Genomic DNA, 22,619 nt, shown 5'->3' with positions numbered 1-22,619 from the left:
GGCGTTCGGGGCGCTCGGGCGGCGTTCGGGGCAGTCGGGCGGCACCCGGGGTGCTCGGGCGACACGGCCGGCCCCGCCCCGGCGTCAGTAGGCCAGCTCCACCGGCCGGCCGAGCACCCGGGCGCCGTTGTTGCCGAGCCAGCCCTCGGCCGCCGCCGCGTGCTGGCTGAAGGTGTGGATGTCCCGGAACCGCCGCTGGAGCGGGGACGAGTCACGGGCCGCCCCGCCGCCGGCCGCCCGGTAGCAGGTGTCGACCGCGGCGGCGGCCCGCTCGGACACCCACGGCAGGGCGGCGGAGATCCGGGGGTGCAGCCCGGGGATCGCCGCCGGGTCCGTGGCGCACGCCGCCCAGAGGTCGTCGGCCAGGTCCCGCAACAACGCCCGTGCCGCCCGCACGTCGAGGTCGGCGCGGCCGAGCTGGAGGCGGAAGGCGGGCGAGTCGGCCAGCGACTGCCGGGCGTAGAGGCGCTGCCGGCCGCCGTCGAGCAGCGCGACCATGTCGTCCAGCGCGCCCTGCGCGATGCCGACCGCCACCGCGCCGAGGTGCAGGACGAAGTGGACCAGCGGTGCCACGAAGCCCGGCCCCGGCACGCAGGGCGCGCCGGTGAACAGGTCGAAGCTCTCCTCCGCCGGGCAGAACGCGGAGGCCACCTCGACGTCGTGGCTGCCGGTGCCGCGCAGGCCCAGCGCGTGCCACGTGTCGTGCACCGTGAACCGGGAGGCCGGGAAGAGCATCGAACGCACCTCCGGCGGCGCCCCCGCCGGCCCGGGCAGCGGCTCGCCGTCCCCGGTCAGCACGCAGTTGCCGAAGATCCAGTCGGCGTGCCGCGCCCCGCTCGCGTACGCCCACCGGCCGGTGACCTGGAAGCCGCCGTCGGCCAGCTCGGCCCGCCCCTGCGGGGCGAAGCCGCCCGCGACGACCACGTCCGGCCCGTCGGCGTAGAGCTTGTCGAACCGGTCGCGCGGCAGCATCGCCAGCAGGTGCGGCGTCTCCGCGCCGATCATCACCGTCCACCCCGTCGAGCCGTCCGCCCGCGCCAGCGTCTCCAGCACCCGCAGCCCGGTCCGCAGGTCCGCCTCGTACCCGCCGTGGCTGCGGGGGACGAACATCCGGAAGCAGCCGGCCGCCCGGAGCGCGTCGAGCAGGTCGGCGGGGAGCGCCCGGCCCGCCTCGATCTCCCCGGCGCGCCGGGACACCTCCGGGACCAGCGCGTCCACCGCCCCGACCAGCCGGTCCCGGTGCCGCTCCTCCATGGGTTCCTCCTCGCGTCGTGGCTCACCCACCACGGTGGACCCGCCGGTGACCCGGGGGCCAGGGACACCGGCACCGGATGCCCGGGACATCCCGCGCCGCGCGGCGTCCACCCGGCCGGGACGAACCGGCCCGCATCGCAGCGACTGTCGCCGGACCGACATTCGGACTGGAACGTCGGGGGATCACCAACCGGCCCCGCGACTGCCAGGATTCTCGGCATGTCGGTCCAGCAGCCCCCGCCCGCGGCGACCCAGGGCGACCGCCGGCACCCGGTCGCCGCCTGGCTCGTCCTCGTCGGCTGTGCGCTGCTGCTCGTCGCCACCGCCGTCTGCTGGGTGCTCGCCCGCCGGCCCTGGGGGCTGTCCCAGCTCTACTTCCTGGTCGACTTCACCGACTGCGCCGTCTACGGCGTGGTCGCCTGGCTGATCCTGCTGCGCCGGGGGCACCCGGTCGCCTGGCTGCTCGCCGCCACCGGGCTCGGCGGCGGGTTCGCCGCGCTCAGCGCCCAGTACGTCGACCTGCTCGGGGTGCACCCCGGGCTGCCCGACCCGGTGCTGCTCACCTCGGCCCGGCACTGGGCCTGGGCACCGGGGATGCTCTCGCTGATCGTGGTGCTGCCCTGGCTGGTCCGGGAGGGGCGGCTGCCGCGGCCGGCCCGGGCGGCGGTACTGGCCGGCGCCGTGGTCGTCGCCGGCTACGTGTTGTTCCAGCTCACCTGGCCCGGGCCGGGCGCGGGCGGGTCGGGCGCGCCGCTGCCGATCGCCAGCGCCGGCTGGGCGGAGTTCATCGAGCGGGTGCAGCCGGCCCTGCTGGCGGCCGTCCCCGCGCTCGGGCTGCTCACCGCCGCCGGGGTCGCCGCCCGCCGTCGCCGGGGCGCGCCCGCCGAGCGCGTCGGGCTGGGCTGGCTGGCCGTCGGCACGCTGCTGCTCGCCCTGAGCTTCGCGCCGGTGGCCCTCCCGGAGGGCTGGGCCCGGCCGGTGCCCGACGAGGCGGCCCCCGTCGCGATGCTCGCCTCGCAGGCGTTCTTCCCGGCCGCCGTGCTGGCGGTGGTGCTCCGGCAGCGGCTGTGGGGCATCGAGATCGCCGTCCGTCGCACCCTGGTCTGGTTCCTCATGACGTTCCTGCTGGTCGCCGCGTACGTGCTGGGGGTGTCGGTGCTGGACGCGCTGCTGCCGGCCACCCCGGCGGTGCCCGGGGCGCTCGTCACGGCGCTGGTCGCGATCGGCGTGCAGCCGGGCCGGATCCGGGTGCAGCGCCGGGTGGACCAGCTGATCCACGGCGCGGCGGCCGAGCCGCTGCGCGTGGTGCGCCGCGTCGGGCACCGCATCAGCGCGACCGGGGACGCCGCCGACGTGCTCACCGAGGTGGCGCGCAGCCTGACCGACCTGTTGCGCCTCGGCGCCTGCGCCATCGAGGTGGACGGGCCCGAGGGCTGCTCCGCGCGGGCCGAGTCGGCCGGGCCGCTCGGCGTGCCGCTGGTGCTGCCGCTGCGCCGGGGGGAGCGCGAGGTGGGCCGGCTCACCGCGTGGGCCCGGGCGGGGGAGCGGCTGGACGGGCGCACCCGGGCCGCGCTGCTCGACCTGGTGCCGCTGGTCTCCTCCGCGGCGAGCCTCGCCGCGACCAGCGGCGCGCTGGCCGCGTCCCGGGCCCGGCTGGCCGAGGCCCGCGACTCGGAGCGGCGCAAGCTGCGCCGGGACCTGCACGACGGCCTCGGGCCGGCGCTGGCCGGGGTGGCGCTCGGCGTGCAGGCCGCCCGGAACCTGCTCGCCGTCGACCCGGACGCGGCCGGCCGGCTGCTGGACCGGCTGCGCGACGAGATGGACCAGAGCGTCGAGCAGGTCCGCGACCTCGCCCGGGGTCTGCTGCCGCCGGTGCTGGGCGAGCGGGGCCTGGTGCCGGCCGTGCACGAGCTGGCCCGGCGGTACGACGGCGCGCCGCTCCTGGTCGAGGTCGACGCGGACCCGCTGCCGCTGCCCGAGCCGGTGGCCACCGCCGTGTACGGCATCGTGGCCGAGGCGCTGCGCAACGCGCACCGGCACGCCGCCGCCCGGACCTGCCGCATCGCGCTGATCGTGGACGAGGCGGGCCTCACGCTCACCGTCGCCGACGACGGGGCCGGGATCCCGCCGGGGGCACCGCCCGGTGTCGGCATGCTGTCGATGCGCGAGCGGGCCGAGGGGGTGGGCGGGACGTGCGCGGTCGGTCCGGGGCCGGCCGGGGGCACCCTGGTCAGCGTCCGGGTGCCCGCCGACCGGTGCGCCGTGCCCACCCGCGCCCGGGCGGAGCGGCCCCCGGACCACGCGCCGTGGCCGCTGGAGGGCGCGGGCACCGCCGGCACGGGCCCGACGAGCCCGCCGCACGTCGCGGTGCCGTCGCGCGGGGCAGGGCCAGCAACGCCACCGCCGCACCCAGGCCGAGCGTCGGTGGTGTCGACGCCCGACGGCGCGGCGTCGCCGGGCCCCGGCGACCGGACGACCGTCGACCTGGCTGCGGGCCGGACGGTGGGGGTGGCGTCGTGACGAGGACGGATGGTGACGGTGGCCCGGCTGCGGGCCGGACGGTGGGGGTTGGCCTGGTGACCGGGACGGACGGTGGCGGTGGCGCGGTGACCGGGACGGACGGCGGGGTGATCCGGGTCGCGGTGGTGGACGACCATCCGGTCTTCCGCCTCGGCATGACCGCGCTGCTCGCGAGCACCGCCGGCCTGCGGGTGGTCGGCGAGGCCGCGGACGCCGACGAGGCCCTGCGGGTGGCCGCCACCCTGCGCCCGGACGTCATGGTCATGGACCTGCACCTGGGCGGCCGGTCCGGGGTGGAGGCGACCCGGGAGATCGTCGGGCGGCACCCCGGGATCGGGGTGCTCGTGGTCACGATGCTGGACGACGACGACTCCGTCTTCGCGGCGCTGCGCGCCGGCGCCCGCGGCTACCTGCTCAAGGGGGCCGCGCCGGGGGAGGTGGAACGGGCGGTCCGGGCGGTGGCCAACGGCGAGGTGCTGCTCGGCCCGGCGGTCGCCGCCCGGGCGGTGGGCTTCCTGGCCGGTGCCCGGGCGGCCGGCCCGGTGCCTTTCCCCGAGCTGACCGACCGGGAGCGCGAGGTGCTCGACCTCGTCGCCCAGGGGCTGAGCAACGTGGTGATCGCGCGGCGGTTGACGCTCAGCCCGAAGACCGTCCGCAACCACCTGTCCAACGTGCTCACGAAGCTCCAGGTCGCCGACCGGGGCCAGGCGATCCAGCGCGCCCGGCAGGCCGGCCTCGGTCAGCTCTGAGCCCCGCCGAGGCGGGCGGCGTACCCCGGTGGTGCCGTGTGCCGCCGAGGTCCGGCGTACGGGCGGGGCGAGCTGCGGCGGGGGCCGGGCCGGCTCCCTATGCTCGGGCCATGGAACTGCGGATCTTCACCGAACCCCAGCAGGGCGCGACCTACGACGACCTGCTCGCCGTGGCCCGCTGCGCGGAGGACGCCGGCTACGGCGCCTTCTTCCGCTCCGACCACTACCTGAAGATGGGCTCGGTGAGCGGCGACCCCGGCCCGACGGACGCGTGGACCACCCTCGCCGGACTGGCCCGGGACACCCGGCGGATCCGGCTGGGCACGCTGATGACCGCCGCCACCTTCCGGCTGCCCGGCCCGCTGGCCATCACGGTGGCGCAGGTCGACCAGATGAGCGGCGGCCGGGTCGAGCTGGGCATCGGCACCGGCTGGTACGCCGAGGAGCACACCGCGTACGGGATCCCCTTCCCGTCGCTCGGGGAACGCTTCGACCGGCTGGAGGAGCAGCTCGCCGTCATCACCGGGCTCTGGGCGACGCCGCCGGGCAGGACGTTCGACTTCGCCGGCACGTACTACCCGGTCAGCGACTCGCCGGCCCTGCCGAAGCCGGTGCAGGACCCGCGCCCGCCGATCCTGCTCGGCGGCACGGGCCCGAAGCGGACGCCCCGGCTGGCCGCCCGCTACGCCGACGAGTTCAACCTGCCGTTCGCCTCGGTCGAGGACTCGGCCGCCCAGTTCGGGCGGGTCCGGGACGCCTGCGCGGAGGCGGGCCGGGACCCGGCCGAGCTGTGCTGGTCCAACGCGCTGGTGCTCTGCTGCGGCCGGGACGACGCCGAGGTGGCCCGGCGGGCGGCTGCCATCGGCCGGGAGCCCGACGAGCTGCGCGCCAACGGCCTGGCCGGCACCCCCGCCGAGGTCGTCGACAAGATCGGCCGGTACGCGAAGATCGGCAGCGAGCGGCTCTACCTCCAGGTGCTCGACCTGGCCGACCTGGACCACCTGGAGCTGGTCGCGGCCGAGGTGATGCCCCAGCTCTGAGCCGCGCGCCGGTCCGGGTGGCCGTCAGGCACGCGCGGCCGGCCGCCCGGCCCGGGGCGCCGGCCCGGGATGGGGCACCGGGTGCGGCGCGGGCGGGGGCGCGGGCGTCGGTCGGGGCCCGGGCGTCGTACCCCCCGGGTCCGCCCCGGCCGGCGGCGCCCCCGACGGGGCCGGTCCGGCACCGGTCGGGTCGATCTCCTCCCGCGAGGCGGACACGTCGCCCCGCGGGGCGGGGTCGCGGTAGCTGCTCATCGGCGTAGGGTTCCCCGACGACGGCGGTGGTAACCGTCGCCGACCGACGGGCACCCGTCCATGGGCGACGCACCCCGACCACGGCCACGGGCAGGGGGATCGACGTGGAACTCGACGGCGCCGGGGCGGCCCGGACGGACGGCCCGCCGCGCCCCCGGGGCGACGCCGTCCCGCCCGGCGGCACGACCGGGGCGGTGCCGGGCGCCAACTGGGCGGGCAACGTCCGCTACGCCGCCCGCCGGCGCCACCGGCCGTCGTCCCTCGACGAGCTGCGCCGGCTGGTGGCGGGCAGCGACCGCGTCCGGGCGGTCGGCACCGGGCACTCCTTCAACCGGCTGGGGGACACCGCCGGCGACCTGGTCTCGCTGGCCGGGATGCCCGCGACCGTCGCGCTGGACCCGGACCGCCGGACCGTCACCGTGCCGGCCGCCATGCGGTACGGGGACCTCGCCGCCCGGCTGCACGAGCGGGGGTACGCCCTGGCCAACCTCGCCTCCCTGCCGCACATCTCGGTGGGCGGGGCGGTCGCCACCGGCACCCACGGCTCGGGCGAGACGATCGGCAACCTGGCCACGTCCGTCGCCGGGCTGGAGTTGGTGACGGCCGACGGCGACCTGCTGACCGTCGACCGGGCGGCGGACGGGGACACGTTCGCCGGGATGGTCGTCTCGCTCGGCGCGCTCGGCGTGGTCACCCGGCTCACCCTCGACGTGGTGCCCGCGTACGACCTGTGCCAGTATGTCCGCCTCGGCCTGCCTCCGGAGGCGCTGGACGCGGCGTTCGCCTCCGCGTACAGCGTCAGCGTCTTCACCGACTTCCGGGGGCCGCGGCTGCGGGAGGTGTGGCTGAAGCAGCGCGCGGACGCCGCCCCACCCCCGGCGGACTGGCTGGGCACGACGGCGGCCGACGCGCCGCGACATCCGGTGCCCGGCATGCCGGCGGAGCACTGCACCCCACAGCTCGGCGTGCCCGGGCCGTGGCACGAGCGGCTGCCGCACTTCCGGCTCGGGTTCACCCCGAGCAGTGGCGACGAACTCCAGTCGGAGTACCACGTGCCGCGCGACGCGGGGGCGGCCGTGCTGGCCGCGTTGGCGCCGGTCGCGCACCTGATCGCGCCGGTGCTCCAGGTCTGCGAGCTGCGGGCGGTGGCGGCCGACGGGCTCTGGCTCAGCCCGAACCACGGGCGGGACAGCCTCGCCGTGCACTTCACCTGGATCGCCGACCCGGCGGCGGTGTTGCCGGTGGTGACGGCGGTGGAGGAGCGGCTCGCGCCGTTCGCGCCGCGCCCGCACTGGGGCAAGGTCTTCGGGCTCGCCCCGGCGGCGGTCGCCGCGGCCTGGCCCCGGTACGCCGACTTCTTCGACCTGGTGCGCCGGCTCGACCCGGATGGCACGTTCCGCACCGACCTGCTGGACCGCTACCTCCCCCGGGACTAGCGGCCGGGACGGCCGGCCATCTGCTCGCGCAGGCTGCCGCGCTGCACCGCCCGGCTGATGTCGCTCGGCGAGACGATCCCGACCAGCCGGCCGTCGGTCACCACCAGCGCCCGCCCGTCGGCGCACTCGCTGAGCCGGGGCAGCAGGTCGTTGAGCGGCTCCTCCGGCCGCGCCAGCACCAGCTCGTCGGCGCGGCAGGCCACCTCGGCCAGCGTGGTGGCATCCCGGCGGTCCGCCGGGATGCCGCGGACCCGGTCGAGGGTGACCAGGCCGACGGGCCGGTCGTCCTCGGTCAGCGGCAGCGCCGTGTGCCGGTACGCGAAGAGGTAGTGGTCGACGAAGTCGGCCACGGTCATCTGCCCTGAGGCGGTCTGCGGCTGCGGCGTCATCACGTCGGCCACGTGTACCCCCCGCAGCGCGCTGCCCATCCGGGCCTGCCGCTCCTCCATGCCGGCGGCGCCGATCAGGAACCAGCCGATCAGGGCCAGCCACAGCCCGCCGAAGCCGACCCCGGCCAGGAACTGCCACAGCCCCAGGCCGATCAGCAGCGCGCCGAGCACCCAGCCGGCCCGGGCGGCGACGACCGACGCCTTCGTCCGGTCGCCGGTCGCCTTCCAGACCGCCGCGCGCAGCAGCCGCCCGCCGTCCAGCGGGGCGGCGGGGAGCACGTTGAAGACCGCCAGCAGCACGTTGATGCCGGCCAGCCACGCCAGCGCGCCGAGCGGCAGCCCGTCGACCCCGGCCAGGGCGAGCACCACCGCGATCGCGCCGAAGAAGAGCCCGATCAGGAGGCTCACCAGCGGGCCGACGCCGGAGATGCGCAGCTCCGCGCCCGGGTTGGGGGCCTCGCCGCGTAGCTCGGCCACCCCGCCGAAGAGCCACAGCGTGATGCTGCCGACCTCCAGCCCGTTGCGCTTGGCGACGATCGCGTGGGAGACCTCGTGGGCGAGCAGGCCGAGGAAGAAGACGACCGCCGCGGCGAGCCCCGCGAGGACGTACGCGATCACGGGCTGGTCCGGGTACGCCCGGGGGAACTGGTTGGCCGACAGCGCCCAGGCGATCAGCACGAAGATGACCAGGACGCTCCAGTTGACCCCGACCGGCACGCCCGCGATCCGGCCGAGCCGGAAACTCGCCCTCATGTTTCGGTCATACCCCCGAAGGCTGCTCCCATGCCACGCCGGTGGGTGTCCTGTCGCCGCGGAGCACATCAGCGCCGGCTCCTGGATGGCGTACGTCGTCATGCCGACACTCGACCGGACATGAACGTGGCGGCCTCGTCGGGGATAGTGGCGAGGTGGCGAGCATGACCGTGGAGGCCGACGCGTACCTCTGGCTGGAAGATCTTGATGGCGCAGACGCCGCACGGTGGGTGCGGGACCGCAACGCGGAGACCCTCGCCGCGCTGACCGGCGGCGAGGCGTTCGCCGCCCTGCGGGCCGAACTCCGGCAGGTCCTCGACGCCGAGGAACGGATTCCCTATCCCGGGTGGCGTGGGGACGGCCTCTGCTACAACTTCTGGCGGGACGCGACGCATCCGCGTGGGGTTTGGCGGCGGACGACCCTCGACCAGTACCGCCGGCCCGAGCCGGAGTGGGAGGTGCTGCTCGACGTCGACGCGCTGGCCGCCGAGGAGGGCGAGAACTGGGTCTGGAGCGGGGCGACGGTCCTGCGGCCCGGCTTCCGGCGCGGCCTGGTCGGCCTGTCCCGGGGTGGCGCCGACGCCGTCGTGGTGCGCGAGTTCGACCTGGCCCGCCGTGCCTTCGTCGAGGACGGTTTCACGCTGCCCGAGGCCAAGAGCGACGTCTGCTGGATCGACGCGGACCACGTCTACGTCGGCACCGACTTCGGGCCCGGTTCGCTGACCGCCTCCGGCCACCCACGCACCGTCCGACGGTGGCGGCGGGGCACGCCGCTGAGCGAGGCCGAGGTCGTCTACGAGGGCTCCGCGGACGACGTCGCCGTGTACGCCTCGCACGACCCGACGCCCGGGTTCGAGCGCGACTTCGTGGGCCGCATCCTGGACTTCTACCGCACGGAGAACTACCTGCTGACAGCGGCCGGCGAGCGGATCCGGATCCCCGTGCCGGAGGACGCCCAGTGGGACGTACGCCGGGAGTGGCTGCTGATCCGGCTGCGCTCGCCGTGGACCGTCGGCGGGGTGACCCATCCCGCGGGCACCCTGCTGGCGGCCCGGTTCGACGCGTTCCTCGCCGGGGAACGGGAGATGGCGGTGCTCTTCCGGCCGGACGACCGCACGGCGCTGAGCCACCACTTCTGGACCCGGAACCATCTGATCCTGGCCATCCTCGCCGACGTGAGGAGCCGGCTGGAGGTGCTGACGCCCGGCGGGACGGGATGGCGGCGGGAGCCGCTGGCGGGGGTGCCGGAGTTCGACCACAGCGCGATCGTGGACACCGACCCGGACCACGGCGACGCCTACCTGCTCGCCTCGGAAGGGTTCCTCCAACCGGCGACGCTGCGGCTCGGCCACGTCGGCGGCCGGGTGGAGACCCTCAAGCGGGAGCCGGCGTCCTTCGACGCGGACGGCCTGGTGGTACGCCAGTTCTTCGCCACCTCGGCCGACGGCACGCGGGTGCCGTACTTCGTGGTGGGCGACCCGCAGGCGCCCGCCGGGCCGACGCTGCTCACCGGGTACGGCGGGTATGAGATCTCCCAGACCCCGCACTACAGCGGGATCGTCGGCCGGGGATGGCTGGCCCGGGGCGGCACCTACGTCGTGGCGAACATCCGGGGCGGCGGGGAGTACGGCCCGCGGTGGCACCGCGCCGCGCTGCGGGAGAACCGGCCCCGGGCGTACGAGGACTTCGCGGCGGTGGCGGCCGAGCTGGTGACCCGCGGGATCACCACGCCGGCGCAGCTCGGCATCGAGGGCGGCAGCAACGGTGGGCTGCTCATGGGGGTGATGCTGACCCGCTATCCGTCGCTCTTCGGCGCGGTCGTCGCGAGCGTGCCGGTGCTGGACATGCGGCGCTACCACCGGCTGCTGGCCGGCGCCTCGTGGATGGCTGAGTACGGCGACCCGGACCAGGAGGAGGACTGGGCCTATCTGCGGCAGTACTCGCCGTACCACAACGTCCGCGGCGGGACGGCGTATCCGCCGGTCCTTCTCATCACCTCGACCCGCGACGACCGGGTGCATCCCGGGCACGCCCGCAAGATGGCGGCCCGGCTGCGCGAGCAGGGCCACGACGTGTCCTACTACGAGAACGTCGAAGGCGGGCACGGCACGGCGTCGAACAACGAGCAGCGTGCCTTCATCTGGGCGCTGACGTGTGAGTTCCTGTGGCGGAAGCTGGCCGGGCAGCCGCGCCGGCCCCTGCCGCGCCAGCTTCCGCCGGTCGACGCGTGGGCGGGCGGGCCGGCCGGAGAATCCGGCGCCGACAGCCCGCAGACGCGGATCAGCGGCGGCCCCGCTGATCCGGGGTTCGAAGGATAGGGAAACGACCGATTACGCGGCGCGCGCCAGCGCCTAGCGTCGCGGCATGACGCTTCGATCGTTCCCGGCCGCGCCGGTGCCGGGGCGCGGTGGCACCAGGGCGTGGGTCGTGCTCGCGACGGTCTGCTGCCTGGCGCTCGTCGCCTGCTCGTCCACCCCGAGGGGCACCTCGACCTCGGGGGAGACGCCCGAGTTGACGGCCCGCTACGGCCAGTCCCCGGCGAAGGATCCGTCCGGGTTCACGTACCAGCCGGACGTGGTCGTGGTCGACGGCGGCGCGGCGGCCGTCCGGTCGGTGAGCGGCGACGGGTTGGTCTGGACGATCGACGGCGGCGTGCGCGGCCTGGGCGACCTCGACGTGGGCGAGGTCATGTTCCTGACCTCGCGGGCGGTCGGCCGGGTCGCGGCGAAGGAGCGGGTCGGCGGCGACGTCGCGGTCACGCTCGTGCCGGTGCAGCCGCAGGAGGTCATCCGCGACGGCCGGATCAAGGTCGACGCCGCGATCGACGTCGCGGACATCGGCACCGACAGCATCGGCATCCAGGAGATCCCGGACCTGCCCGGGACCGTCACGACCCCGGATCGGGCCGACACGGACCTGCGACCGGTCAGCATGCGCGACCGGGGTGCGCGGCGGTCGACGACCGTGTTCGCCACGGCCGGCGGCGCGGGCGTCGTCCGCGAGCCGGGCCTCCGCGCGGGAGCCCCGGCGCGCCGGCCCGCCGCCGTGACGGTGCCGCAGCAGCCGGTCGGGAAGATCGCCGGGTCGGACCAGAAGCTGCCGTCGCCGGCCAAGGAGAAGCTGGACGTCACCCTCAACGACTGGGGTGTGACGACGGCGCTCGACGCCAAGGGGCTGACCGTCTCGGTGTACCGCAAGGAAGGCAGTCACCTGAAGTTCGGCGCCGACATCACCCTCGGCTTCAAGACGCTGCGGCTGGCCACGGACGTCGCCCTGACCGCCGGCACCATCGCCGCGAACCCGGGCGCCGTCCTGCACGGCCTCGAATCGCTGGAGGTCAAGCTCCAGGCCGGGCTCGGCGGCGGCACGGACAGCAACTCCAAGGTGAAACTCGAGGTGCCGGCCGAGATCTTCAACAAACCGATCATGGTCAACGGCCTCCCGATGGTGCTGGTCGGCAAGGTGAAGCTGGTCATCGAGACGGCGCTGACCGGGAAGAACTCGACGCTCACCGCGTCCGGCAAGTGGGGGCTGGTGGGAGCGCTCGGCATGCAGTCGGGCACGCCGCTGGTGCCCACGTTCAACGTCATCACGAGCATGATGGACTCGATCAGCGGCATCACGCTCGGCCCGAGCGGGCTCGTGATCGCGCCGGAGTTCAAGTTCTCGCTGGGCTTCGGGGTGCCCGGGGCCTCCGCCGGCCCGTACGCGAAGTTCCGGTTCGCGGCGGGGGTGACCAACGGCTCGGCGTTCGGCGCTCCGCTGGCCCGGTGCACCCGGGTCGACCTGGTCATCAAGGGCGGCTTCGGCATGGGCATCAACATCGACGGGGAGTTGGGGAAACTCATCGGCGACCGCCTTCCGGGCCGGCCGAAGTTCAAGGCCGACCTGGAGAGCGAGTTCCTGTGGGACATCGTGAAACGCTCGCAGACCATCCCCGACGTGCCGCTGTGCACGGCCGGCGGCTGACGCCACCCTGCTCAACAGCCGACGGCCCCGGTCCGGCAGCAGTGCCGGCTCGACGCCGTCAGGCGGTCGGGGGTGGCACGGGCAGTTCGTCGACCACCACCACCTCGGTGCCGGGGCGCACCTCGGCCAGCAGTTTCCGCTGCCCGCTCTTCGTCAGCCGGATGCAGCCGTTGGTGGTCTTCATGCCCAGCTCGCCGTCGTGGTACCAGCTGTGTATGCCGATGTGCGCCCCGCGCAGGCTGGCCGGCACCGACTCCGGGTCGTCGGGCACCGCGCCGAGGGCGAAGATGTCCACGCCCCCGTACACGTCCTGCGGCGGCGGGGTGCGGCCGAGGATGAAGGTCCGGCCCAGCGGGGTCTCCTGGCCGCGCTGGCCGAGGCTGACCTCCCAGGACTGGACGGCCTGGCCGGCGCGGTACCAGGTCAGCCGGTGCGGCTTGCGCTCGATCACGATCTGGTCGCGCAGCGGCACGGTGGTGAAGCCGCCGGGCGGCAGCCAGGCGAGGGTGCGGTTGGCAGAGGGGAGCAGCACGGCCGTCCAGCCGGCGCGCCGCTGGGCGATCGGCATGGTCAGCTCGACGCCGTTGATGGTGGGGGCGAGGAAGGCCAGCGGCCGACCGCCGGGGGCGGTGTAGGCGGCGATCTCGCGGGTCGGGTGCAGGCCCTCGGCCAGCGGCGCGGTGTCCAGGGTGTCCGGGTCGGCCGGGAATCCGGTGGGTGCCGGGCCGTAGTCGACCACCGGCAGGTCGTCGGGCGCGGGCGCGGCGACGGGCACCCGCTCCGGCGTCGGGGACGCGCTGCTCGGCGCGGCGGCGGTCGGCGTGGGCGGCGCGACGACCGGAGGCGCGGAGGGCGTGCGGTCGGGGGTCAGTGCCCAGCCCGTGGCCCCGGCGGCCGCCAGCAGCAGGGGTACGCCCACGGCGACGGCCAGCAGGCCCGCCCGCCGACGGATCATTCGGTCAAAACGCACAAAGTCACTGTAATGGGTGGAGAGCGACGAAGCCCCCGCCCTGGCCGGAAAGTCGACCGGGGACGGGGGCCGTCGGTGGGGTGGCGGGTCAGCCGAGCCGGGCGCCGACGTGGATGGCGACCGCGTCGTGGGCGGGTACGTCCGCGGCGAACCAGCCGTTGCCGTCCACAGTGATCACCGGCCCGCTGCACGTGCCGTTGGCGAAGGTGCCGTGGATGACGTCGCAGTAGCGGCCGGCCGGCAGCCCGGCGTGGTAGGACCGGCCGGTGATCGCGTGGTCCTCGTCGTTGACCGTCAGATAGCCCTTGCCGGCGCGGCTGAAGGCGATGTGGTTGTTGCCGTTGTCGTACCAGTTGGCGACGCCGGCGCCCTCGGTGGCGTTGCGGAAGCCGACCATGTTGGCGATCACCGGCCAGCGGTGCTCGCACTCCCAGCCGGAGTAGCAGGTGGTGTCCAGGGTCCGGCCCGAGCCGTCCGAGGGCGGGCCCTGGTCGCGCTGGCTGAACGTGTAGCTCGACATGACCGTCGGGGAGCCGTACGGCCAGCCGAGCATGAACGCGTTGGCCAGCGCGTAGATGCCCCGGTCGCGGTAGGTCAGCACGCCGCCCACGTCGCGCTGGGTGTCGTGGTTGTCCACGAAGACCGCCGCCGAGCCGCTGGGCAGGTGCCCCCAGCCCTCACCGAAGTTGCGCAGGTAGGCGAGCTTCTCGGAACGGAAGACCCGGGCCAGGTCCTTGCCGTAGCGGAACTCGTGCACGTCGCCGTTGCCGGTGTACTCACCCGGCTGGATCGGCTCGCCGGCCCCGTGGATGACCTCCTGCACCAGGTACGCCGGGCGGGACAGCTTGCCCTTGATGGCGGCGATGTCGGCGGCCGGCATGTGCTTGCTGGCGTCCATCCGGAAGCCGTCGACGCCGAGCGAGAGCAGGTCGTTGAGGTAGCCGGCGATCCGCGTCCGGACGTAGTCCGACTCGGTCTTCAGGTCGGCGAGGTTGACCAGCTCGCAGTTCTGCACCTCCCACCGGTCGTTGTAGTTGGCGATGTCGTCGCCGCCGTTGCGACCGCAGTGGTGGAAGTCCTGAGTCTGGTAGATGCCGGGGTAGTCGTAGTGGCCGTACGACGAGCCGGCCCACCCGGTGCCGCCGTTGTCCTGCCCGGACATGTGGTTGACCACCGCGTCCACGATCACCTTCACCCCGGCGGCGTGGCAGGCGTCGACCATCGACTTGAACTGGGCGCGGGTGCCCTTGCGGGACTCGATCCGGTAGCTGACCGGCTGGTAGGCCAGCCACCACTGCGAGCCCCGGACGTGTTCCTGGGGCGGGGAGACCTGGACCCAGCCGTAGCCCTTGGGGCCGAGGGTGGTTCCGCACTCGGTCGCCACCGAGGCCCAGTTCCACTCGAAGAGGTTGGCGATGACCTTCTTGCTGCCGGCCGGGGCCGCGGCGGCCGGGGGCGCCGTCGCGGCGGCGGGGACGATCAGGCCCGCGATCACGCCGAGGGCGACGATCGCCGACAGACGTCGACGTCTCTGCATCGGAGGACTCCTGACGGGGTGCGGGGGCGGGGCGGCCGCGGGCCGGGGGGAGGGCCCGATGCTGCCGGGAAGTTGCAGCCCGGTCTGAAAGTTTCCGAAAGATTACAAGCGCGTTGCAGTGACTGTCAACGCATGGACATGCATCACTGCGGTGAAGTGAAGGGCAGCCGCGTCGTCCGTGCGGGCGGCGCCGCGGCTCGCCACGGCCGAGTCGCCCCCGCCGGCGGAAGACGCGAGGCGGGGGCGAGGGCCGAAGGTCAGCGGGTCGGGGTGAGGCGGTCGGTGCCCAACCGGTCGCGGAGCACCTCGGGCACCAGCACCGAGCCGTCGGGCTGCTGGAACTGCTCCAGGATGGCCGGGAACAGGCGGCTGGTGGCCAGCGCCGACCCGTTGAGGGTGTGCACGAAGCGGGTCTGCTTGCCGCCCGGCTCCCGGTAGCGGATGGCCGCCCGGCGGGCCTGGTAGTCGCCGCCCCAGGAGACCGACGAGACCTCCTTGTACTTGCCCGTGCTCGGCATCCACACCTCGATGTCGAGGGTCTTCCTCATCGCGGCGCTGGCGTCGCCGGCCGACAGCAGGGTGCGCTGGTAGTGCAGGCCCAGCGCCTCGACCAGGCTCTCCGCGTGGCGGACCATCGCCTCCAGCGCGGCGTCGGCCTGTTCGGGCAGGGTGAACTGGAAGATCTCCACCTTGTTGAACTGGTGGCCCCGCACCGTGCCGCGCTCGTCCGAGTGCGAGCCGGCCGCCTCGCGCCGGTAGCACGGGGTGTAGGCGAACACCTTCAGCGGCAGCTTCGCGGTGTCCAGGATCTCGTCCTGGAACGCCCCGAGGATCGCGGTCTCCGCCGTGGGCAGCAGGAACTGCCCGCGCGGCGCGGACTGCCGGTCCAGGTGGTAGACGTCGTCGTAGAACTTGGGGAACTGGCCGGCGGCGAAGCCGGCGGTGTCCAGCAGCAGGTGCGGCGGGAGCAGGAACTCGTAGCCGGCCTCGATGTTCCGCTCGATCAACCAGTTGACCAGCGCCCACTCCAGCCGGGCGCCCAGGCCCGTGTACATCCAGAAGCCGGAGCCGCCGAGCTTCACGCCGCGCTCGTGGTCGACCAGACCCAGCGCGCGGCTCAGCTCCACGTGGTCGCGGACCTTCTCGATGGCCGGCGGCGCACCGAAGGTCTTGACGACCCGGTTCGCCTCCTTGCCGCCGCCGACCACGTCGTCGGCCGGGAGGTTGGGCAGCTCGCTCATCCGGTCACGCAGCCGGGTCTGCACCTCGTCGAGCTGACTCTCCAGCTCGGCGAGCTGCTTGCGCTCGGCCTCCGGGGCGGTCACCTGCGGCTCGGTGCCGGCCCGCTTCGCCTGCGCGTACGCGCGCGCCTCGGCCTTGCGGCGCTGCCGCTCGGCGTCGATCCCACTGATCAGGGCACGGCGTTCTTGGTCGAGCCGCTGGATCTCGTCCAGGGCGCGGGTGACCTCGGCGGGATCCAGTCGCTTCGCCAGCGCGGTCTCCACCGCCTCGCGATCCTTCCGGATCAACTCCATGTCGAGCATGCTGCTCCGTACGCCTCCGTCCGGACGTCAGGTGGACCCACCGATGCTACCGTCGCGGCCCGGTCGCGCCCCGGGCCGGGCCGGACACCGTCCGCCGCCGTCGGCGAGGAGGGGTCAGAGCCGGATCGGCATCAGGATGGAGAAGGCGTCGGCGTCGTCGGGGCGGCGGACGGCCAGCGGCGCGATCGGGCCGTCCAGCTCCAGCAGCAACTGCCCCGGGCCGGCGGCGTCGAGGGCCTGGAGCAGGTAGTCGCCGTTGACGCCGACCCGGAACGCGTCCTCCGCCCCGGCCAGCTCGTCCGCCCCGAGCAGCCGCACCCCGCCCCGGCCGTCCGGCCCGAGCACGGTCACGGCGAGCGGGTCGCCGTCGTGCCGCCGGCTGACGACGGGGGCGTCGGCGCTGGTCAGGGCCGACCGCAGGGCGGCGGCGTCGACCGTCAGCCGGTGCGCCGGCCCGTCGCCGGGGGCGGCGCGCAGCAGGCGGGCGTAGTCCGGGAAGTCGTACGGCAGGACGGCGGCGTCGACCGTACGGCCGGCGACGGAGACCGAGATCGTGCCGCCGGCCACGGTCAGGTGTGCCTCGGGGGTGCTCCCCGCGCCCGTGTCGAGCAGGGCCCGCGCCTCGTCGACGAAGGCGACGGGGGCGAGCACCCGCGCCGGCGGCCCGTCGACCCGGCCGGCCGCCCGGGCCAGGGCCATCCGGTGCCGGTCGGTCGCCACCAGCCGTACGCCGTCGCCGTCGGCGTCGAACAGCACGCCGGTCAGCACCGGCAGGTCGGGGTCGGTGCCGACCGCGAAGCGGACCGCGTCCACGGCGGCGGCCAGGTCGACCCGGGACAGGACGAGGCGGGTGGTCATCGGGCGCTCCTCGGGATCGATCAGCGTACGGATCCGGGAGAGTTCGCGGCGGGCGTCGGCGAGGCCGTCCTCCAGGCGGCGCAGGTGCGCGTCCAGCAGGCGGTGCACCTCGGCGGGCGCGGACCGCAGCGCGGCGGCGATCTCGGCCACCGGCATGCCGACCCGGCGCAGCCCGGCCACCAGCCGGGCGGGCGCCACCTGGTCGCCGGTGTACCAGCGGTAGCCGGTGACCGGGTCGACCAGGGCCGGGGTCAGCACCCCGGCCGAGTCGTAGAACCGCAGGGCGCTCACGGTCAGCCCGCTGGCCCGGGCCAGCTCGCCGATGCTGTGCAGGTCGCTCTCCACGGCGGTGATCCTGTCGTCTCAACCTGGTCGAGGGTCAAGCCACCGACCGCCCGGGCCGCCGGTCGTGTCCGGCCTCGTCGCCGGTCACGTCGGTCGGTCGGGGCCCACGGGTCAGCGGGGCTCGTCGAGCACCCGGAACGTCATCCCGGCCCGCACCAGCCGGTCCAGCAGCGCGTCGCCCATCGCGGTCACCGGCGTGACCTGGCCCGAGGCCGCCGGCAGGTCGTCGGTGGCCAGGCAGAGCGCGGACTCGGCGAGCATCTTCGCCGTCTCGTCGTACCCGGGGTCGCCGCCGGCCACCTCGGTCAGCACGCGCCGGCCGCCGCCGGTGCCGACGAACCGGACCCGGAACCAGGACTTCGCCCGCTGCTGCGGCGTCGGCCCCTGCCCGGCGGCGAGCCGGCCGAGCAGCCAGCGCCGGGCCGGCGGCAGCTGCACCAGGCCGACCAGGCCGCCCAGCCCGACCGCGCCCGCCAGCACGGTGGGCAGCCGCTTCACGGCGGCGAAGTGCCGGTAGCGGAAGTCCGGGCCGTACTCGGGGCGGGCGGCGGCGGAGCGGCGTACCACCTGCGGGTCGATGGTCGGCAGCGGCACCGTCCACATGCCCAGCTTCCTGTCGCGGGCGATCCGCCCGGGCACCGCGCGCGCCCGCCGCCCCGTCGGACGCGGCTCGACCTGCCGGCGCTCGCGCGCCGCCCGGGACGTCTCGGCCCGCCGGGAGAAGGCGAGCAGCGCCGAGTGGTACGTGCCGGCGGAGAACCGCCCGCCCGCCCGGACGAAGCCGTCGACGGTGATCGGCACGCCGGCCGGCAGGTGCTTGAGCGTGAACCAGACGCCCAGGTCGTGCGGGACCGAGTCGAAGCCGCAGGCGTGCACCAGCCGCGCCCCGGTGCGCACCGCCTCGTCGTGGTGGCGCACGTACATCAGGTCGACGAACTCCGGTTCGCCGGTGATGTCCAGGTAGTCGGTGCCGGCGCGGGCGCAGGCGGCGACGAGCGGCTCCCCGTGGCGGACGTACGGGCCGACGGTGGTGGCCACCACCCGGGCGCTCTCGGCCACCGCCCGCAGCGAGGCGGCATCGGTGACGTCCGCGGTGAGCAGGGGCAGCCCGGCCAGTGCCGGGTCGATCGCGGCCAGCCGGTCCCGGACGGCGGCGAGCTTGCCGGGGTTGCGCCCGGCGAGGGCCCAGCGCAACCCGGGCGGGACGTGGCGGGCGAGGTACTCGGCGGTCAGCCCGCCCGTGAAGCCGGTGGCCCCGAACAGGACGACGTCGTACGCCCGCTGCTCACGCATCCGTCGAGTCTGCCACCCACGACGCCGGGCGGTCGACGGCGGAGCGGTCCGCGCGGAGCACCTCGCCGGTCTCGGCGAGCTGCTTGACCTCCCGCAGCGCCTGGCGGATCAGCAGCCCCGGATCGTCGCCGACGAGGTGGGCGGCGAGTCCGGTGGGGGTCGCGCCGGCCAGCGGCCGCGCGGCCAGTTCCGTGCCCCGGCAGCCGGGCGCCGGGCGCAGCTCCACCTGCACCGCGCCGCCGAGCCGGCGCAGGGGCTCCGGCCAGCGCCCGCCGGGCAGCACCTCGCCGGGCGCGCGGTCGACGGTCACCACCTGCCAGCGCGCGGGCCGCGGCTCGGCCCCGGCCGCCCGCGGCCAGGCCCGTCCCTGCCGGCGTACGGCCAGCGCCCGCAGCACCGCCGCCCCGGCCGTCGTGGCGAGGGCGAGCCCGGCCCCGGCCATCCCCGCGACGCGTCCCACCGGTCCCTCCGTCCCCGCGCGTCCACCTCGGTGTCCTCCGCCCCACCGGCCCCGTAGCGCGCTCGGGCGCGGCCGGTCGCCCGCGTGCCACCAGGGTCGCCGCGGCCCGGGTGACGCAGGCTCCCCCCGAAGGGGTGAACCGGGCCCGGCCGGGTAACCGCCCGCCGCATGGCCTGGGGAGTGGACGCGTCCGTGGGGGTGGGGCCGGATGCCGGAGCACGTACGGGACACCGGGGTCGTCGCGGTCGCGGGCGGGCCGGCGGGGGCGCCGCTGCTGGCGTCCCGGCTGAGCCCGGCCGCGCCGCCGGAGCCGCTGCTGCTGCGGCCCCGGCTGCTGCGGGCGCTGGACGCGGGGACGGCCGGCCCGGTCACCCTGGTCTGCGCCCCGGCGGGGTGGGGCAAGACGACGCTGCTCGCCTCCTGGTTCCGGGCTGCGAGGGAGGCCGGGAGCCACCCGGGCCGGACGGGGGAGGGGCCGGTGACGGCCGCGGCCGAGGGCGCCCGGGACACGGCGGCGGCCGGCGCGAGCCCCGGCGACTTCGGCGCGGCGGCGGACGCCCCGGCAGGTCCCGCCCGGCCGTTGCCGGCGTGGGTGTCGGTGGAGGCCGGCGACGACGGGGACCGGCTCTGGTCCTACCTGGCGGCGGCGCTGCGCGCGGCCGCCGATCCCGCCGACGACGCGCCGGGCCCGCCCGTGCCCGACCGCTCGCCCCGCCCCGACCAGCTGGAGGTGCTGGCCGCGGCCCTCGCCGCCCGGGAACGGCCGGTGCTGCTGGTCCTGGACGACCTGCACCGGATCACCGACCCGGCGGCGCTGACCGGGCTGGACTTCCTGCTGCGCCACGCCGAGCAGCGGCTGCGGCTGGTGGTCGGCGCGCGGGGCGGGCTGCCGCTGGCCGTGCACCGGCTGCGGCTGGCCGGGGAGCTGACCGAGATCGGCCCGGAGGAGCTGGCCTTCACCGACGACGAGGTCGCCGACCTGCTGACCGCGCACGGGGTGACGCTGCCGGTGGCCGGGGTGCGTCGGCTGCGGGAGCGGACCGGCGGCTGGCCGGCCGCGCTGCGGTTCGCGTCGCTGGCGCTGCGCGGGCAGCCCGACCCGGCCCGCTGGGCCGAGCAGTTCGGTGGCGACCAGCCGGATGTCGCCGGCTACCTGCGCGAGGAGGTGCTGGCCGGGCTGGCCCCGGAGGCCCGGGACGTGCTGCGGCGTTCCGCCGTGGCCGACGCGGTCTGCGCCGGGCTCGTCGACGCGCTCACCGGGCGGGCCGACGGCGAGCAGGCGCTGGCGAGCCTGGCGGGCGACGGCGGGCTGCTCCGGCGTGACGACAGCCGCCCGCCCTGGTACCGCTGCCACCCGCTGCTGGCCGACGTGCTGCGGGCCGAGCTGGGCCGGTTGCCCGCCGACGAGCTGCGCGACCTGCACCTGCGGGCGGCCGGCTGGTACGCCGACAACGGGCGGCCCGTCGACGGGCTGCGGCACGCGCTGGCCGGCGGGGACTGGGACCGGGCCACCGAGCTGTTCGTCACCCGCTGGCCGGAGCTGGTCCCGTACGACCGGGACGAGCCCGGGGGACCGGCGCCCGCGCCCCCGCCGCCGGAGGCCGTACGACGCGACCCGGAGCTGGCGCTCGCCTGCGCCGCCGAGCGCGCCGGGGCCGGGGACGCGACCGCCGCCACCGGGCACCTGCGCGCCGCCGTGGACGCCGCCCGGTCGCTGCCGGCGCCGCGCCGGGACCGGTTCCGTCGGCTGGTCGCCGCGCTGGAGGTCACCCTGGCCCGGCTGACCGGCGACCCCGAGGCGGTACGCGCCGCCGCCGCCCGGCTGCTCGCCCGCCGCCCCGCGCCGGACTCGACGGTTCCGATCTCGCCACCGGCGACCGGCGCCCCCGCGGCGGACGCGTCCCCGGCCGGCGTGCCGACAACGGGCGGGCCCGTCGGCGGCCCGGCCGGCGTGCCCGCGACGGGCGGGCCGACCGGTGTGTCCCCGACGGGCCCGGAGCGGCTGGAAACCTCCGCCTGGCCGCTCGCCCCGGCGCCCGCACTGCCGGTCGAGCCACGCGGCGACGCCGCCGAGGACGCCGACGTGCGTGCCGTCGCCGGCACCGCGCTCGGGCTGGCCGACCTGGCCGACGGCGACCTGGCCGCCGCCGGGCCCGCCTTCGCCCGGGCGCTGGCGGCGGCCCGGGACGCGGGGCGGCCGCGTACCGAGCTGGTGTGCGCCAGCCGGGCGGCGCTCCTGCACGCCGTGCGGGGCGAGCTGCGGACCGCCGAGGCGCTGGCCCGGGACGCCCTGGCCATGCCGCCGTGCCAGGGCTGGTCGTGCCGGGAGGACTGCGCGCACGGGTACCTGGCGCTGGCCCTGGTCGCGCTGCACCGCGACCAACCCGAGGAGGCGGAGGCGCACCTGGCGCTGGCCGCGCCGGCCACGGGCGGGCCGACCGTGGCGGCGACGGCGGCGCTGTGTCGGGCGGGCCTGCTGCGGGACGCCGGCGACCTGCCCGGTGCGCACCGGGCGCTGGCCGAGGCCCGGGAGCGGCTGGCCGACCGGCCGCGGGCCGCCGAGCTGGCGTCCTGGCTGCTGGCCGCCGAGGCGGACCTGCGCGGGGCCCGGGGCGACCTGGACACGGCCCGGCACCTGCTCGCCGACCGGGTACGGGACGGGGCCGATCCGCCGCTCGCGATCGCGCTGGCCCGGGTGGAGCTGCGCGCCGGCGACCCGCGCGCCGCCGGGTACGCGCTGCCCGACTGGGAGGCGCCCGGATCGGCCGACTGGCCGCTGCCCGTACGCCTGGACGCGGCGGTGCTGGACGCGGTGCTGGCGCGGCGGGCGGGCGACGACCGGCGGGCCGGACGGGTGCTGGAGCGGGCCCTCGACCTGGCCGGCCCGGAGGGGTTCCGGCGGGTGTTCACCCGCGCCGAACCCGGGGTCCGGGACCTGCTCGCCGCCCACCTCGACGCGGGCACCGCCCACTGGCCGACCGTCAGCGACCTGGTCCGGGGCGTCGACACGCCGGCCGACGGGGCTTCGGCGGACCAGCGCGCGGCGGCGCTGGACGAGCCGCTGACGGAGCGGGAGCTGACCATCCTGCGCTATCTGCAGAGCATCCTGTCCAACGTGGAGATCGCCGCCGAGTTGTCCCTGTCGGTCAACACGGTCAAGACCCACGTGCGCAACATCTACCGCAAGCTCGATGCCACCCGCCGCCGCGAAGCCGTCCGTCGCGCCCGCGACCTCCACCTGATCTGACCG

Annotated in this window: 14 protein-coding genes and 1 pseudogene; 7 read left to right on the top strand and 8 right to left on the bottom strand. The window is 76.2% G+C overall.

The annotated features are described in order from the left end of the window. Positions 1–84 precede the first annotated feature (84 nt). Positions 85–1,254 carry an acyl-CoA dehydrogenase family protein gene (locus AB0L34_RS16000; protein ID WP_363705229.1) on the bottom strand — a complete coding sequence of 390 codons (1,170 nt, stop codon included), beginning with the start codon at positions 1,252–1,254 and terminating at the stop codon, positions 85–87. A gap of 219 nt (positions 1,255–1,473) precedes the next feature. On the opposite strand from AB0L34_RS16000, the gene AB0L34_RS15995 reads away from it, so the two are divergent. The 4 genes from AB0L34_RS15995 (at position 1,474) to AB0L34_RS15980 (ending at position 7,251) form a co-directional block, all read left to right on the top strand. Next, positions 1,474–3,774, top strand: coding sequence for a histidine kinase (locus AB0L34_RS15995; RefSeq protein WP_363705228.1), 2,301 nt, complete (start codon positions 1,474–1,476; stop codon positions 3,772–3,774). A 56-nt stretch (positions 3,775–3,830) separates the two neighbouring features. Further along, positions 3,831–4,523 carry a response regulator transcription factor gene (locus AB0L34_RS15990; RefSeq protein ID WP_350707682.1) on the top strand — a complete coding sequence of 231 codons (693 nt, stop codon included), beginning with the start codon at positions 3,831–3,833 and terminating at the stop codon, positions 4,521–4,523. 110 nt (positions 4,524–4,633) lie between these two features. Continuing rightward, positions 4,634–5,563 carry an LLM class F420-dependent oxidoreductase gene (locus AB0L34_RS15985; RefSeq protein WP_363705227.1) on the top strand — a complete coding sequence of 310 codons (930 nt, stop codon included), beginning with the start codon at positions 4,634–4,636 and terminating at the stop codon, positions 5,561–5,563. A 446-nt stretch (positions 5,564–6,009) separates the two neighbouring features. Next, the gene (locus AB0L34_RS15980) at positions 6,010–7,251 is read left to right on the top strand and encodes an FAD-binding protein (protein ID WP_363705233.1); all 1,242 of its coding nucleotides are present in this window, start codon (positions 6,010–6,012) and stop codon (positions 7,249–7,251) included. Here the strand turns inward: AB0L34_RS15980 and AB0L34_RS15975 are convergent. After that, the gene (locus AB0L34_RS15975) at positions 7,248–8,393 is read right to left on the bottom strand and encodes a site-2 protease family protein (RefSeq protein WP_363705226.1); all 1,146 of its coding nucleotides are present in this window, start codon (positions 8,391–8,393) and stop codon (positions 7,248–7,250) included. The two genes, AB0L34_RS15980 and AB0L34_RS15975, sit on opposite strands and share 4 nt — an antisense overlap. A 164-nt stretch (positions 8,394–8,557) precedes the next feature. On the opposite strand from AB0L34_RS15975, the gene AB0L34_RS15970 reads away from it, so the two are divergent. Then, positions 8,558–10,711, top strand: a complete 2,154-nt coding sequence (locus AB0L34_RS15970; protein ID WP_363705225.1) for a prolyl oligopeptidase family serine peptidase — start codon at positions 8,558–8,560, stop codon at positions 10,709–10,711. 46 nt (positions 10,712–10,757) lie between these two features. Beyond that, positions 10,758–12,362 (top strand): hypothetical protein, encoded by a 1,605-nt coding sequence (locus tag AB0L34_RS15965; protein ID WP_363705224.1) that lies wholly within the window; start codon positions 10,758–10,760, stop codon positions 12,360–12,362. Between the two features lie 58 nt (positions 12,363–12,420). On the opposite strand, the gene AB0L34_RS15960 is transcribed toward AB0L34_RS15965, so the two are convergent. The 6 genes from AB0L34_RS15960 to AB0L34_RS15935 form a co-directional block, all read right to left on the bottom strand. Continuing rightward, positions 12,421–13,332, bottom strand: a complete 912-nt coding sequence (locus tag AB0L34_RS15960) for a L,D-transpeptidase (RefSeq protein WP_363705223.1) — start codon at positions 13,330–13,332, stop codon at positions 12,421–12,423. Between the two features lie 88 nt (positions 13,333–13,420). Continuing rightward, complete coding sequence (locus AB0L34_RS15955) at positions 13,421–14,869, bottom strand: alpha-amylase family glycosyl hydrolase (protein WP_363705222.1); 1,449 nt, start codon at positions 14,867–14,869, stop codon at positions 13,421–13,423. A gap of 257 nt (positions 14,870–15,126) precedes the next feature. Then, positions 15,127–16,413, bottom strand: a complete 1,287-nt coding sequence (serS, locus tag AB0L34_RS15950; RefSeq protein ID WP_363705221.1) for a serine--tRNA ligase — start codon at positions 16,411–16,413, stop codon at positions 15,127–15,129. A gap of 114 nt (positions 16,414–16,527) precedes the next feature. Beyond that, positions 16,528–17,604 (bottom strand): MerR family transcriptional regulator, encoded by a 1,077-nt coding sequence (locus tag AB0L34_RS15945; protein ID WP_363705232.1) that lies wholly within the window; start codon positions 17,602–17,604, stop codon positions 16,528–16,530. A 123-nt stretch (positions 17,605–17,727) separates the two neighbouring features. Further along, the gene (locus AB0L34_RS15940; protein ID WP_363705220.1) at positions 17,728–18,909 is read right to left on the bottom strand and encodes a saccharopine dehydrogenase NADP-binding domain-containing protein; all 1,182 of its coding nucleotides are present in this window, start codon (positions 18,907–18,909) and stop codon (positions 17,728–17,730) included. Beyond that, on the bottom strand, positions 18,902–19,351 hold the full coding sequence (locus tag AB0L34_RS15935; protein WP_363705231.1) for a hypothetical protein: 450 nt from the start codon (positions 19,349–19,351) through the stop codon (positions 18,902–18,904). The genes AB0L34_RS15940 and AB0L34_RS15935 overlap by 8 nt, the downstream gene beginning before the upstream one ends. A gap of 152 nt (positions 19,352–19,503) precedes the next feature. Between AB0L34_RS15935 and AB0L34_RS15930 the strand changes: the two are divergent. Further along, positions 19,504–22,616, top strand: a pseudogene (locus AB0L34_RS15930) (LuxR C-terminal-related transcriptional regulator). The last annotated feature ends 3 nt before the right edge of the window (positions 22,617–22,619 follow it).

This window comes from Micromonospora sp. NPDC052213, from assembly GCF_040679695.1.
In the GTDB taxonomy this organism is placed as follows: Bacteria; Actinomycetota; Actinomycetes; order Mycobacteriales; family Micromonosporaceae; genus Micromonospora.
This window is presented reverse-complemented; position numbering and strand designations above follow the sequence as displayed.

What these genes read in the sequence shown, in the direction of transcription:
- AB0L34_RS15955 (WP_363705222.1), bottom strand. Translation starts at nt 14,869, where the DNA reads ATGCAGAGACGTCGACGTCTGTCGGCGATCGTCGCCCTCGGCGTGATC.
- AB0L34_RS15970 (WP_363705225.1), top strand. Translation starts at nt 8,558, where the DNA reads ATGACCGTGGAGGCCGACGCGTACCTCTGGCTGGAAGATCTTGATGGC.
- serS (WP_363705221.1), bottom strand. Translation starts at nt 16,413, where the DNA reads ATGCTCGACATGGAGTTGATCCGGAAGGATCGCGAGGCGGTGGAGACC.
- AB0L34_RS15985 (WP_363705227.1), top strand. Translation starts at nt 4,634, where the DNA reads ATGGAACTGCGGATCTTCACCGAACCCCAGCAGGGCGCGACCTACGAC.
- AB0L34_RS15975 (WP_363705226.1), bottom strand. Translation starts at nt 8,393, where the DNA reads ATGAGGGCGAGTTTCCGGCTCGGCCGGATCGCGGGCGTGCCGGTCGGG.
- AB0L34_RS15940 (WP_363705220.1), bottom strand. Translation starts at nt 18,909, where the DNA reads ATGCGTGAGCAGCGGGCGTACGACGTCGTCCTGTTCGGGGCCACCGGC.
- AB0L34_RS15965 (WP_363705224.1), top strand. Translation starts at nt 10,758, where the DNA reads ATGACGCTTCGATCGTTCCCGGCCGCGCCGGTGCCGGGGCGCGGTGGC.
- AB0L34_RS15935 (WP_363705231.1), bottom strand. Translation starts at nt 19,351, where the DNA reads ATGGCCGGGGCCGGGCTCGCCCTCGCCACGACGGCCGGGGCGGCGGTG.
- AB0L34_RS16000 (WP_363705229.1), bottom strand. Translation starts at nt 1,254, where the DNA reads ATGGAGGAGCGGCACCGGGACCGGCTGGTCGGGGCGGTGGACGCGCTG.
- AB0L34_RS15995 (WP_363705228.1), top strand. Translation starts at nt 1,474, where the DNA reads ATGTCGGTCCAGCAGCCCCCGCCCGCGGCGACCCAGGGCGACCGCCGG.